Annotated in this window: 13 protein-coding genes; 5 read left to right on the forward strand and 8 right to left on the reverse strand. The window is 65.3% G+C overall.

Translation table 11 applies throughout. From position 1 onward, the window contains the following. Window positions 1–186: 186 nt before the first annotated feature. A complete protein-coding gene (locus ACVIGA_RS02065; RefSeq protein ID WP_456665106.1) occupies window positions 187–1,122 on the reverse strand; it encodes a DMT family transporter in 936 nt (311 codons plus the stop codon). A gap of 67 nt (window positions 1,123–1,189) precedes the next feature. Here ACVIGA_RS02065 and ACVIGA_RS02070 point away from each other — a divergent pair, with 67 nt between their 5' ends. Then, window positions 1,190–1,978 (forward strand): AraC family transcriptional regulator, encoded by a 789-nt coding sequence (locus tag ACVIGA_RS02070; RefSeq protein WP_375775065.1) that lies wholly within the window; start codon window positions 1,190–1,192, stop codon window positions 1,976–1,978. Between the two features lie 18 nt (window positions 1,979–1,996). On the opposite strand, the gene gcvA is transcribed toward ACVIGA_RS02070, so the two are convergent. Then, window positions 1,997–2,899: a transcriptional regulator GcvA gene (gcvA, locus tag ACVIGA_RS02075; protein WP_456665107.1), complete on the reverse strand. Its 903-nt coding sequence runs from the start codon at window positions 2,897–2,899 to the stop codon at window positions 1,997–1,999. A 195-nt stretch (window positions 2,900–3,094) separates the two neighbouring features. On the opposite strand from gcvA, the gene ACVIGA_RS02080 reads away from it, so the two are divergent. From ACVIGA_RS02080 to ACVIGA_RS02095, 4 genes are all read left to right on the forward strand, one after another. Continuing rightward, window positions 3,095–3,601 carry a PaaI family thioesterase gene (locus ACVIGA_RS02080; RefSeq protein ID WP_456665108.1) on the forward strand — a complete coding sequence of 169 codons (507 nt, stop codon included), beginning with the start codon at window positions 3,095–3,097 and terminating at the stop codon, window positions 3,599–3,601. Further along, window positions 3,598–4,860: an MFS transporter gene (locus ACVIGA_RS02085; RefSeq protein WP_456665109.1), complete on the forward strand. Its 1,263-nt coding sequence runs from the start codon at window positions 3,598–3,600 to the stop codon at window positions 4,858–4,860. The genes ACVIGA_RS02080 and ACVIGA_RS02085 overlap by 4 nt, the downstream gene beginning before the upstream one ends. A gap of 59 nt (window positions 4,861–4,919) precedes the next feature. After that, window positions 4,920–5,642 (forward strand): helix-turn-helix domain-containing protein, encoded by a 723-nt coding sequence (locus ACVIGA_RS02090; RefSeq protein WP_456665110.1) that lies wholly within the window; start codon window positions 4,920–4,922, stop codon window positions 5,640–5,642. 73 nt (window positions 5,643–5,715) lie between these two features. Next, window positions 5,716–6,480: a sulfite exporter TauE/SafE family protein gene (locus tag ACVIGA_RS02095; RefSeq protein ID WP_456665111.1), complete on the forward strand. Its 765-nt coding sequence runs from the start codon at window positions 5,716–5,718 to the stop codon at window positions 6,478–6,480. 93 nt (window positions 6,481–6,573) lie between these two features. Here the strand turns inward: ACVIGA_RS02095 and ACVIGA_RS02100 are convergent, their stop codons facing one another. From ACVIGA_RS02100 to ACVIGA_RS02125, 6 genes are all read right to left on the reverse strand, one after another. Next, on the reverse strand, window positions 6,574–6,840 hold the full coding sequence (locus ACVIGA_RS02100; RefSeq protein WP_223967548.1) for a hypothetical protein: 267 nt from the start codon (window positions 6,838–6,840) through the stop codon (window positions 6,574–6,576). A gap of 1,502 nt (window positions 6,841–8,342) precedes the next feature. Then, entirely contained in the window at window positions 8,343–9,830 is a 1,488-nt protein-coding gene (gene gatB, locus ACVIGA_RS02105; protein ID WP_456665112.1) for an Asp-tRNA(Asn)/Glu-tRNA(Gln) amidotransferase subunit GatB, read from the reverse strand. A 117-nt stretch (window positions 9,831–9,947) separates the two neighbouring features. Further along, window positions 9,948–11,309, reverse strand: coding sequence for a patatin-like phospholipase family protein (locus ACVIGA_RS02110; RefSeq protein WP_456670721.1), 1,362 nt, complete (start codon window positions 11,307–11,309; stop codon window positions 9,948–9,950). A 165-nt stretch (window positions 11,310–11,474) separates the two neighbouring features. Further along, window positions 11,475–11,756 carry a hypothetical protein gene (locus tag ACVIGA_RS02115; RefSeq protein ID WP_456665113.1) on the reverse strand — a complete coding sequence of 94 codons (282 nt, stop codon included), beginning with the start codon at window positions 11,754–11,756 and terminating at the stop codon, window positions 11,475–11,477. Window positions 11,757–11,759: 3 nt separating this feature from the next. Further along, window positions 11,760–13,235, reverse strand: coding sequence for an Asp-tRNA(Asn)/Glu-tRNA(Gln) amidotransferase subunit GatA (gene gatA, locus ACVIGA_RS02120; protein WP_456665114.1), 1,476 nt, complete (start codon window positions 13,233–13,235; stop codon window positions 11,760–11,762). After that, window positions 13,232–13,474, reverse strand: a complete 243-nt coding sequence (locus ACVIGA_RS02125) for a hypothetical protein (protein ID WP_223967544.1) — start codon at window positions 13,472–13,474, stop codon at window positions 13,232–13,234. The genes gatA and ACVIGA_RS02125 overlap by 4 nt, the downstream gene beginning before the upstream one ends. Window positions 13,475–13,486 lie beyond the last annotated feature (12 nt).

Here is a 13,486-nt window from a genome sequence, read left to right on the forward strand (position 1 = left end):
AAATGGGCTATCAAACAAGCCGATTGGTAGTGATCGAACATCACTCAGAAAAGATTGGAAACATTTTCTCGCCTGTGGAGCTCCCGAGTTGTGCCCGCGCGATGTCACGCCGCCCGCACAGCTGAAAATGGATCAGTCATCACTATGACGATAAGTCACAGCGATGGGATGATCGCGTCGTCATGCTCAAGCACGCTGCGCTCGCAACAGCGGCCGCGGAAACGCCTGCGCGCAGGCGACGCCGAGCAGCGCGAGGCCGCCGCCGATAACGTGGAAGGACCTGACGGGCTCACCCAGCATCACGATCGCGGCCGCAGCCGTCAGCACCGGCAGCAGGTTCATGAAGATCGCGCAGCGGTTCGGGCCAAGCTGCGCGACCCCACGGATCCACAGGAACGGCAGCACCACCGAGGCCAGCGCGCCGGCATAGACGATCAGCGGCCAGGTCGCCGCGTTGACCTGCCGCAGCGGCGCCGGTGTCGCGAGGAACGCGGGAAACATCACGGCGAGCGCGCACAGTGCCTGCATGTAGGTGGATTGCCACCCGGTGATCGGTAGATTCCAGCGTTTCAAAAGCACTCCGTACAACGCATAGACGATCGCGGCCAGCAGCATCAGTGCGTCGCCCGCATGCACGCCGTTCTGCAACAGCGACGACAATTCGCCGCCGCTGACGAGATAGACGAGGCCCGCGAACGACAGCGGCGCGCCGCAGATCATGCCAAGCGTCGGCTGCTCGCCGAGCAGCGCGGCGCTGAGCGCGACCGTCAATAGCGGCGTCAGCGCGGTGAACACGGCCATGTTGGTCGCAGTGGTAGTCTCGGCAGCGAGATACGACAGGCTCTGGAACAGGCACATCGCAAGGAAACCGAGGATCGCGAGCGGCCCGAGATGCGGCCAGATCGCGCGACGATTGCGCCAGGCTGCGCGCGCCACGAACGGAGACATCAGGAGCACCGCGACCAGCAGGCGATAGAAGGTAATTGCCTGCGGACCGATCGTGTGGGCAGAGAGACGCGAGACGATGACGTTGCCGGCCCACAGCACGATGGCAACGAAGGGATAGAGAAGTGCAGCATTCTTCTTGAGCATGATCCGGCAGGGCGTTGGTGAAGGATACACCAGCAACTACCTGTCGCGCCAAAGTCCGTCTCACGCTAGAATGACCTCAACCTAGCGAGATTGGGACATGCGAGATGAAGACGTGTTGGATGAGCTGATCACACGGCACCTCGATTATCACGCCACGGCGCGGCCGATGGCGGCGATGGAGATCGACTATCCGAGCGGCACATCGACCGGCCTGCATGCGCATCCGCGCGGCCAGCTGCTCTACGCGATCGAAGGCGTGATGATCGTGCGCTGCGCCGAGGGCACCTGGGTGGTGCCACCCAATCGCGCGGTGTGGCTGGTAGCCGGTCTCGCGCACGAGGTCCGGATGTGCGGCGCGGTCAAGATCCGCACCGTGTTCGTCGATGCCGACGCGGTCCCCAATCTGCCGCAGACCAGCTGCGTGTTCACGGTCTCGCCGCTGCTGCGCGAATTGTTCGTCGCCGCGATGGGTGTGCCGCTGGATTATGCGCCCGCGACGTCCGACGAGCGCCTGATGCGCGTGCTGCTCGACCAGTTGCGCGAGATCGATGTGCTGCCGCTGCATCTGCCGATGCCGCGCGACCAAAGGCTGGCGCGGATCTGTGCGGCGCTGGTGGCCCGTCCGGACGACGCCTCCACCGCCGAACAGTGGGCGCGCCGGCTGAAGCTGACGTCGAAGACGATCTATCGTCTCTTCGCCAAGGAAACCGGCATGACGTTCGGCGAATGGCGGCAGCAGGCCCGCCTGCTGTTCGCACTCGAACGCCTCGCGCGCGGCGCGCGGGTGGTCGATGTCGCGCTCGATGCCGGCTATGCCAGCCAGAGCGCCTTCACCGCGATGTTCCGCAAGCATTTTGGCGTGCCGCCGAACGCGTTCTATCGGTAGAGCGCGGCGGCGAGATAGCTAGCGGTCCCCAAGCGCTGACTGCGCCACCGGCCCCAATATCCATTCCCTAAACGCTGCGATCTTCGGAAGCCCCTGCCGGTTGTCGGGGCAGACGAGATAGTAGGCGAACTCCTCCAGATGCGCGGTCTCCAGCAACTGGATCAGTTCGCCGCTCTCGATCTCATTTGCGACCATCGCCGCCGGCAGCAGGCCCGCGCCCTGCCCGGTCAGCACAGCCTTCAGCAGCAGACCGCTGTCGTCGAACGAGGGACCGCGCGGCGTGCGCACCTCGGCGATGCCGTTGGCCTGAAACCACAGGCTCCACCCCTTGCGATCGGCGTCATGAACTTGCGGCCAGCCTGCGAGATCGCTGGGAGATGTCGGCCGTCCGAGACGCGCAGCCAGCGACGGCGAGGCGACCGCCACCATCTCGACCGTGACGACGCGATCGCTACGCAGCCCCGGATACCGGCCGAGGCCGTGGCGCACCGCGACGTCGACGCCGCTGCGCGAGAAATCGACCAGCGTGTTGCTGGTGACGATCTGCAGATCGATCTCGGGATGCGCCCCCTGAAACGACGCCATGCGCGGCACCAGCCAGGCCGACGCAAAGAACGGCGTGACGCTCACCGTCAGCGTACCGACGTCGACCGACGCAGCGACGCGGCGCGAGGCTTCCGCGATCTGGCGAAACGCATTGCGGATCGACGGCAGATAGTCGCGCCCGGCGTCGGTGAGATAGATGCCGCGCGGCACCCGCTCGAACAGCTTGACGCCAAGATGGGCCTCGAGCGTCTTGAGCATCTGGCTCACCGCGCCCGGCGTCACGCACAGCTCCTCGGCCGCGAGCTTCACCGAGAGATGGCGGGCGGCGGACTCGAACGCCTTGAGCGCGTTCAGGGGTGGAAGCCTGCTCTCCATGATTTAGATTTCCTAATCTCAATCGCGCAGCAAATCTGGTTTGCCAACGGGGCCTTCCCGGGGCTCAATTAGCCTAATGTAACGCCGAGAGCCGCGTCAACTCAGAGAAATCCGGGCCAGTAAAGTTAGATTTTCTAATCTTTATCACAGCTCGCAACGGCGACTCTTGGTTCCCTGATGGAGCCGGAACAGGACATGACCGAGGTCCCAAACAGACTCGCTTTGCACGAGATCGGTGCAGGCAGCGATACCCGCCAACGCATCGACCGTATCAACGCATCGCAAGCCGGCAGCCTGCCCGGTCTGCTGAACTTTCAATGGCTCGAAGCCGAACGCGGCCATATCCGCGGCCGCTTCGAGATTGCCGGGAAGCACTTCTCGCCGCACGGGCTGTTGCACGGCGCAAGCATCGTCGCGCTGGCGGACACCGCGTGCGGCTTCGGCTGCCTCGCCTCCTTGCCGGACGGTGCGACCGGCTTCGCAACCGGCGAGTTGAAGACGAACTTCATCGGCGCCGCGCGCGAGGGCGGCGTCAGCTGCGAGGCGCACCTCGTTCACACCGGCCGCACCACCCAGGTCTGGGATGCCGATATCCGCAGCGAAGCGACGGGCAAGACCATCGCGCTGTTTCGCTGCACGCAGATGCTGCTCTATCCGCCGGCCAAGGCAGGCGGCGGCGCGTCACAGGGAGAACGATCATGAGGAACGCCGTCATGCATGCCGGGTATCAGAGAGCAAAGCCGTTCTATGGCTGGTATGTCGTCGCAGCCGCCTTCGTCGTGACCTTGATCGGCTTCGGCAGCGCCTACACGTTCTCGTCCTTTGTCGAGTCATTGCAGCGGGAGTTCGGTACCTCGCGCGGCTCGGTCTCGCTGGTATTCTCGTTCGCGGGCTTCCTGTATTTCGGTCTCGGCATCGTCTCCGGCCCGCTTGCCGATCGCTGGGGCGCACGCAGGCTCGCGGTCCTTGGAATGGCGCTGGTCGGTCTCGGGATGGTGCTGGCGGGACAGGCGCAGACCATCCTCCAAGTCTATGCCGCCTACAGCATCGGCATCGGAGCCGGCGTCGGTTGCGCCTATGTTCCGACCTTGGGCGCCGTGCAGCGCTGGTTTGTGCGTCGGCGCGGTTTTGCGTCGGGCCTCGCCGTCAGCGGGATCGGGGTCGGGACACTGGTGATGCCGCCGCTCGCAACCTGGCTGATCACGAGCCTCGGCTGGCGCGATGCCTATGTCGTGTTGGGCGTTGTTGCTGCCGTCGCAGGGATCGGCGCATCGCTCCTGATCGCCGACGATCCGCGCCGCCATGGCACCGGACCGGATGGCGATCCGCTTGAAGCGGCTTCGGGCGCGCCGCTCCGCCAGGGCGTCTCGATCCGCGGCGCGGTGCGAACTGGCCGGTTCGCCGGGCTCTATGCGGCCTGCCTGATCAGCGCGTTCGGGGTGTTCGTACCCTTCGTGCACCTGGTGCCGTTCGCCGACGACCATCAGGTGGCGCCGACGCTCGCCGTGCTGCTGCTCGGGATGATCGGCGTCGGCAGCACCGCCGGCCGCTTCTTCCTCGGCGGCATCGCCGACCGGGTCGGCCGCGATGCGTTCCTGATCGCGATGTATCTCGGCATGGCGGTCTCGCTGGCGATCTGGGCGATCGCCGGCAGCTTCTGGTCGCTTACGGTCTTTGCGCTGCTGTTCGGTGTGTTCTATGGCGGCTGGGTCGCGATCCTGCCCGCCGTCGTCACCGACCATTTCGGCGGCCGCAATGTCGGCGGCATCATCGGCATCCTCTACACCAGCGTCGCTTTCGGCACGCTGTTGGGTCCGAGCGCCGCCGGCTTCGCGTTCGACGTCAGCCACAGCTACTTCATCCCGGTGGCAATCAGCGCGGCCGCCAACCTCGTTGCCGCCCTCATCGCCGTCGCGACAATGCGAACGGCCTCACCGATGGCTTCAGTCGCGCAGCCGTGACGGTCGGTGGACCCCCGTGCTATGCTCGGGGATCACTCACCCGCCGGTTCGAGACTTCTGTGATCACCCGGTTCGCCATGACCAAAGCCTGGAACTACCGGCGCGCCGACCGTGACGACATCGTCGAGCTGGCGTCGTGGCGCGGTGCCGGCTCGCTCAGCCTCCGACCGCACTTCCATGACGAGAGCCAGATCGTGCTGGTGCTGTCGGGGTCGCGCGCCTTTCGCATCGACGGCGCGACCGTCACCGTGCCTGCGGGCCATGCCGCGCTGATCCCGGGGGGAATGCTGCACGCACCGGTGGCGACACCGGGTGAGGAGACGGCTTGCCTGAATGCCTATGTTCCGCCGGGCCGCACCTGCTCGTCGCTCCGGATCATCAATGTCGGGGACCGCTGGCGGAGCATCGACGAGATATCGCCCGAGCACATCAGCGAGATCGCCAACGACATCCTGTCGCGCGAGCCGCCGGGCTCGACCGAGCAGACTGGCAGAGCCAAGCTCGGCACGGCCTTGACGGAGAGCCTAGAGCCGATCGGCGAGATCGCCGCCAGCTTCGGGCGAAGCCGCGAAGGGTTCAGCCGCATGGTGAGACGCGAGCTCGGCGTCGCGCCGCATGCCTTCCGCCTGCTCGCCCGGCTCAATCTTGCCCGGCAGTTGCTGCGCGCCGGCGAGCCGATCGCAGCCGTTGCGGCGGATGCCGGCTTTTCCGATCAGAGCCACCTCACCCGTCTGTTCCGGCGCACCTTCGGCACGACGCCGGGCGTCTACTGGCGCGATTGAGGCGGCGTCACAGACGTTCCAGACCGGCCGCTGCTCCGCCCGCTAGCCTGCTCACCCTGCAAAGGGGTGAAGGATGGATACCGGAACAAGTCTTCTGCTGCTCGCGGCCGGTGGCGCGGGGGGCGTCATCAACGCATTGGCGGGCGGCGCGACGCTCATCACCTTTCCGGCGATGCTTGCCGCAGGCCTGCCGGCGGTCATCGCCAATGCGTCGAATGCGGTGGCGATCTCGCCGGGGCATTTGATCGCAGCGCTCGCCGATCGCGGCAAGCTGCCGCCGCCGACGCGGCGCACGATCAGCTTCGTCTCCGTCTCCACGGTTGCAGGCGGAGTCGGTGCCGGCATCCTCTTGTTGCTTCCCGAGCGGCTGTTCGTCCTGCCGGTGCCGGCCCTGATCGCATTCGCAACGCTGCTGTTTGCCTTCGCGCCACAGATCCAGACGTGGACCACCGGACATCAGAAGGCCGCAGCTCTGCCCTCGACCGGCGCGAGCAGTGCTGTCCTGGGATTGGCGTGTGTCTATGGAGGGTTCTTCGGTGCCGGGCTCGGCGTCATCCTGACCGCGGTGCTGTCGATCACGGAACCCAACGACATCAGGGCGATCAAGGCATTGAAGAACCTGCTCGCGACCTGCGTGTCGCTCGCCGCAACGCTGATCTTCATCGTGCAGGGAGCGGTACGGTGGCCGGAGACATCTGTGATGCTGCTCGGCGCCATGGTCGGCGGCTATGCCGGAGGCCACCTGATCCGGATCCTGCCGGCTCACATCGTCCGGCAGTTCGTCATCGCCGCCGGAGCGTTGATGACCGCGATCTACGCCGCGCGATACTGGTTCTAGATGGAGCGAGGGAGCCGAGGCTCCCAGCTCGAGCTGCGCGGTTTCGAGCGAAGTGGATTACGGTTCGCGAAGAAAACGCGCCAAAACGAAAGCTTAGTGCGTCGTCATCCAGGCGCGGGCTTCGCGCTGGGCGGCAGCGATCTCGACGTCGGACATCTGCTCGGCGACTTCGCGGCGGTGCGCGATCGCGTCGGTACGTCCCTTGAGCGCCGCCAGGTTGAACCATTTGTGCGCCGCGACGAGGTTGACCACGCCGGAGCGGCCGCTCGCCCAATACATGCCACGCTCGAACAGCACGTCCTGGATTGCAGTCGCAGCAACCGGGACAGCGCCTTCGTGATCGATGACCCCCTGAAACATTGTCGTCATTCCCCTTTTTGTTGTTGGCCGCCCTCCCCCGAGCGCGGCCCCCGTCCACTGTTGAAACGCCTTGTTATGTCCGCGCTGATCCCTAGGGATCGTCGCTCGCCGTTTGCCGGCTTGTTGGGATGATCATGGCCCATCAAATTTGAAGAGCGGTTTAAGTATCGCGATGAACGGGATGTAAATCGGGGCCGCCGGGCGCATTCCCCGGAATCGCAGAAGTGCCTGTGCCGCAGGCATTTCCGTGCATTCGTGAACGCCGGTTTACCCTGGTGCTTCGGACATCGATAACCATCGCGGACAATGGCCGCGGGCGCTGGCCGGCCCCGGCCGCCGACGCATCTGATCAGTCGATGAGTTGACGGCGGGCTGCCACGCCTGGCGGACGGTCCGCGAGGCCGCGGTACGGTCGCGCGCGCAAAAGAACGCGAGCCCGTCAGGCCCGACGTCGATCCAGAAATTGGGATGTGGAAAGTGGCTGCCGGGCGCGGACTGCGCGGGCCGCCGGAACGAGGGGGTCGGCGAACACGTCAGGACCAGATTTCAGCTCGGCATTCTCGCCGGTGAAATTGCGGAACCAAGCCGGCCCCGCACCGAACGAAGAAATCTCTGTTTCTTCTGCCGGACCGCTTTTGGGAAGGTTGCCCTCTCCGAAATTCGATCCAGCCGTTTGACCTGATGTCTCGCCGACACCCTCTTTCGTCAGCCAGAGCCTTGGGGTGGGATGTGCCTCTCAGCAGTCCGTCCGCTGGCTCTCGCGACGTGCCGGCATCAAGCCGCCGGCAATCCTCTCAAGGCGAGAGGCTTACTTCTTCTTGGCGACCTTGCGGGTCTTCTTCGCAGTCTTCTTCACTGCGCTCTTCGCCTTCTTCGCCTTCTTCGCCTTCTTTGCCTTCTTAGCCATGTTGCCCTCCAGTATGTGAGATGGCTCTCGCTGCGTGCACTCGGGAATCGATATGCACTACTTCCCGAATACACCAACAGACTGAAAAAAACAGTGTCCCGCTTAAGGAAGTGTTGACGCAGCGGTGGCAGTGCGCACAGCGCGCGTCGCCGATCAAATCGGCATTGCATTCACGCGACGATGCAAGAAATGCAAGAGCTGCCGACATCGGCATTTGTCAACGTTGCAGGAAACGCCTGTATTGCAGGCACTTCTTGAATTCGCATTCGAACGATCGACGCGTGACCGTCATTGCGTTGAGTCGCAAGCCGTGACGAAAAGCGGCGCCACGCCAACGCCGAGTCGTAATTTTTGGCAACGAAAAAATTTTCGTGGGTAAGACGACTTTTGCCTCGTTTGAGGTCACCCGGACCGGATTCGCGAACGAATCGCAGCTTCGGCGATTCGGCGCGGAAGGCGTCAGTGCGACCATCGAGGGAGGGTGTGAGGCAGGATCACGCCGCGTTCACGCGCGCGCGACGACGCCGATGGTGACGGCACGAGAGCATGATCCGGCTGGATCATGCGCCAAGGACAACATCATTGTCCTGTTCGTTCAGACGCCGAGCTTGGACTTCAAGAGCTCGTTGACCGCCTTCGGGTTCGCCTTGCCACCCGACGACTTCATCACCTGACCGACGAACCACTGAAGGGCTGCGGGCTTCGCCTTCGCCTGCTCGACCTTGTCAGGATTGGCCGCGATGATGTCGTCGACCACCTTCTCGATCGCGCCGAGGTCGGTGACCTGCTTCATGCCGCGCGCCTCGACGAGCGCGCGCGGATCGCCGCCCTCCTGCCAGACGATCTCAAACAAGTCCTTGGCGATCTTGCCGGAAATCGCTCCCTCGCCGATCAGATCGACGATCGCGGCGAGTTGCTCCGCCGACACCGGCGAGGCTGCGATCGCCACGCCCTCCTTGTTGAGACGGCCGAACAGCTCGTTGATCACCCAGTTGGCGGCGAGCTTGCCGTCACGCGCCTTGTCGGCGAGACGAGCGAGCACCGTCTCGTAGAACTCTGCGCTCTCGCGCTCGGCGACCAGCACGCTCGCATCATAGGACGACAGGCCGAAGCCCGTAATAAAACGGGACTTCTTCTCGTCCGGCAGTTCCGGCAGCTGCGCCTTGAGTTCGTCGACGAAGGCCTGGCTGAATTCGAGCGGCAGCAGGTCGGGATCGGGGAAGTAACGGTAGTCGTGCGCCTCTTCCTTGGAGCGCATCGAGCGCGTCTCGCCCTTGTTCGGGTCGAACAGCCGGGTTTCCTGGTCGATCGAGCCGCCGTCCTCGATGATCTCGATCTGGCGCCGCGCCTCGTATTCGATCGCCTGGCCGATGAAGTTGATCGAGTTCATGTTCTTGATTTCGCAGCGGGTGCCGAGCGCGGTCTCGCCATGGCGGCGCACCGAGACGTTGACGTCGGCGCGCAGGCTGCCCTTCTCCATGTCGCCGTCGCAGGTGCCGAGGTAGCGCAGGATCGAGCGCAGCTTGGTGACGTAGGCCTTGGCCTGCTCGGCGTCGCGGATGTCGGGCTTGGAGACGATCTCCATCAGCGCGACGCCGCAACGGTTGAGGTCGACATAGGTCATCGTTGGCGACTGATCGTGCAGCAACTTGCCGGCGTCCTGCTCCAGGTGCAGCCGCTCGATCCCGATGGTGACGCTGCGGCCGCCATCGAGCTCGAGCACCACCTCACCCTCGCCGACGATCGGCGACTTGTACTGGCTGATCTGGTAGCCCTGCGGCGAGTCCGGATAGAAATAGTTCTTGCGGTCGAACACCGAGCGCAAATTGACCTGCGCATTCAGCCCGAGACCGGTGCGCACCGCCTGGCGGACGCACTCCTCGTTGATCACGGGCAGCATGCCCGGCATCGCGGCATCGACCAGCGAGACATGAGAGTTGGGCTCGCCGCCGAACGCGGTCGACGCGCCCGAGAACAGTTTTGCGTTCGAGGAGACCTGGGCATGGACCTCCATGCCGATCACGACCTCCCAATCGCCGGTGGCGCTCTTGATCAGTTTGTGAGGGGCAGCAGATGCGGTCATGGATCTCGGTTTCCGGACAAGTATTATCTGGGATGGATTGGGCTTCGCGCAACCGACAGCGCCAGTCAAGCCGCCTTGCAGCCCCGTTGCGGCTCGCATCGGCGCATCTGGCACAGATCAGAGGCCGCGCCGGAACTGCTGATAGGCCTTGCTCGAGCGCAGCGCGTCCGCGCCGCCCGTGATCAACTGGTCGACCTGCTCGGCCGGCAGCGAAAGCCGCGTCGGGATGGCGTTCAGGATGCCGGCGCGCTCCGGTCCGAGCCGGTCGAAGCCGAGCCGCTCGACATAGATCGCGACGTCACCGCACTTCCAGCCGGCGCCGACGCCGAGCCTGGTGCGATCCGCCGCCGACAGGCCGCAGCGCCAGCGCTTCAACTTGCCGGACCAGTCGCTGGCGAGCGACGTGAAGGCGGCGTAGCTCGAGCGCACGCTGGCATCGATCGCGGTGTCGGCGGCCGCCGACACCAGCTCGACGCCGCTCGGCCCTTCGAGCGTCTGCACGAAGTCGCCGGAGATGCCGCGGCCGGCGTCGACCACCAGGAACAGGATGCGCCTGAGCTTGGCCGCCTGCCGTTCGCTGAGCGGCTCGTAGGGGCGTTGCGCGGCAAGCAGGCCGATGCTCAGCCCTGACAGGCCGTAGTTATCAACCAGGCCGCCATCGAGCAGCTTGACGTAGCGCATCGAGCCGTCGCGGTAGCGTGCCTGGGCCTCGGCATAGGAGCGCAACAGCGGCTGAGCGTTCGGATCGTTACGCACCCGGTCCAGCCAGGACGGCAGCGGCGCAGCGCAGCCGCCCGGATAGGTTTGCAGCACGATCGGGGCGAACGCCAGCGGCACCGCGGCGGACGCCGCCACCGCTTCGGCGACACGATAGGAGCGGATGTCGCTGCACAGCGCGTCGAACGACGTCTTGCCGAACACGAACGGTGTGCGGTTGTAGATGTCGGAGGCGTTGATCCAGACCCGCGGCCGGCGATCGTCCGGCAACGCCTCGAACCGCGCACCGTCGAACAGGTTTTGATCGAGCCAATCGGTGAACTGGCTGTCGTTGACGCCGCCGCCCAGCGCGCGCCCGATATTGCCGAGCGAGATCCTGGTCTTCAGTCCCTCCTCGGCATTGCGCAGCAGGAAGCGCTCGCGGAAATCGTCGAGCGCCGCGCGCCGCTTCAATCCGAAATAGGCCGCAGTGACCGATCCGCCGGAGACGCCGGAGACGAAGTCGACGCGATCGAGCAGCGTCTTGGTGCCGGCGGCGCTGGAGCGCACCCGGTCGAGCTCTTCGAGCACGCCGAACGAAAACGCCGCGGCGCGCGTGCCGCCGCCGGAGAACGACAGCGCAAGCAGCAGGTCATCTTCGTAAGTCGGAATATCGCTGACACCGTTGGTGTCGGCAGCCGCGGCACCGAGCGGCACATTGCCCGGGAGATTGTAGACGGTTGCGCAGCCGGCCAAGCCCACCGCCACCGCAGCCACCAGCAACGCTGACAGCCATCCCCCTATGCCCGACCCACGCACGAATGCTCTCTTTGCCACTGGCCCCCGCCCGGTTCCACCAGCCTATCACGGCCAATCAGGGCGGCGGCATGGCGGCCGAAACAGGGTTAATGCTCGCGGTGCCAAGACACCGCGCCTGGCACCGGTTGTTCAGACCAAAAGCGCGGAAACGATCCGATCCCACTCGGCCTCAACTGCGTCCTTTGCGACCGGCTGGCCGGCCCGGCGATACCAGTAGCCGGCATTGCCGAGATCGCCCTCGACGCGATGCAGATAGGCATGCACCCAGGCCGAATTGGCGTCGCTCTCGTCCTGCACGATCTTGTGCGCCTGGTCCCAGTCACCCTTCCTCGCCCACCACAATGCGGCGAGCGGCGGCGCCAGAGTCGTCTCCGGCGCAGCGTCAGCGAGACTGGCGCGGAAATCCGCCATCGTTCACCACCATTTTGGCGCCGGAAAGCGGCCGGCCGCCTGCTCGATCACCTCGCCGAGCGAGAACAGCGTCTCCTCGTCGAACGGACGGCCGATCAGTTGCAGGCCGAGCGGCAGGCCTTGCGTGTCCTTGCCCGCGGGCACGGCGATGCCCGGCAGGCCCGCCATGTTCACGGTCACCGTGAAGATGTCGTTGAGATACATCTCGACCGGATCGGCGCCGCCCTTCTCGCCGATGCCGAACGCCGCCGACGGCGTCGCCGGCGTCAGGATCGCATGCACGCCCTTGGCGAAGCAGTCCTCAAAGTCCTTCTTGATCAGCGTCCGCACCTTCTGCGCACGCAGATAATAGGCATCGTAGTAGCCGGCCGAGAGCACATAGGTGCCGATCAGCACGCGGCGGCGCACCTCGTCGCCAAAGCCGTCGGCGCGGGAGTTCTCGTACATCTCGATGATGTTCTTGGCCGGCTCGCGCAGCCCGTAGCGCACGCCGTCATAGCGCGCGAGGTTCGAGGAGGCCTCCGCCGGCGCCACGATGTAATAGGCCGGCAGCGCGTATTTGGTGTGCGGCAGCGACACTTCGACGAGCTCGGCGCCTGCGGCCTTCAGCCACTGCGCGCCCTCGCTCCAGAGTTTCTCGATCTCGGCCGGCATGCCGTCGAGCCGGTACTCCTTCGGGATACCGATCTTCATGCCCTTCACGGACTTGCCGATCGCCGCCTCGTAATCCGGCACCGCGATATCGACCGACGTGGTGTCCTTGGGATCGTGACCGGCCATCGAGCGCATCAGGATCGCGGCATCGCGCGTCGTGCGCGCGATCGGGCCGGCCTGGTCGAGCGAGGATGCAAACGCCACGATGCCCCAGCGCGAGCAGCGGCCGTAGGTCGGCTTGATGCCGACGGTCGCGGTGAACGCGGCGGGCTGGCGGATCGAGCCGCCGGTATCGGTCGCGGTCGCGCCCATGCAGAGCAGTGCCGCCACGGCCGAGGCCGAGCCGCCGGACGAGCCGCCCGGCACCAGCGTGGTGTTGGAGCCTTCGCGCCGCCACGGGTTGGTGACCGGGCCGAAGCACGAGGTCTCGTTCGACGAGCCCATCGCGAACTCGTCATTGTTGAGCTTGCCGAGCAGCACCGCGCCGTCGCGCCAGAGCTGCGAGGTCACCGTCGACTCGTAGGGCGGGATGAAATTGCCGAGGATCTTCGAGCATGCCGTGGTCCTGATATCGCGGGTCGCGAACAGGTCCTTGATGCCGAGCGGAATGCCGGCCAGCGGCCCGCCCTCGCCCTTCGCGATTTTCTCGTCGGCCGCCTTCGCCATTTCGCGGGCGCGGTCTGGCGTCTCGAGCACATAGGCATTGAGCACGCGCGCGGCCTCGATGGCGGCGAGATGCGCATCGGTCAGATCAACGGCGGTGAAAGACTTGCTCGCCAGGCCCTCGCGGGCCTCGGCGATCGTCAGCGATGTCAAATCGGTCATTTATTGATCGGGCTGCAGAAGAACGGAGACAGGGTCTTGTCGTTGGCGGGGTCGTCCTGCCGGGGGCTCATATTTCTCCGGGCATTTTCCTTGGCGCGGGCGGCATCGAGCGCCTCGAGATGGTCGAGCACCGCGTCCATCGCCGCATTGGGATCGGCGACCTTCCCCTTGCGCTCCATCGCATCGAGGAAGTCCATATAGGCCTTGTAGGCCTTTTCATCGTCGCAGAGCAGACACATCGCCATCGTCCC

It is taken from the genome of Bradyrhizobium sp. USDA 3240, from assembly GCF_054063295.1.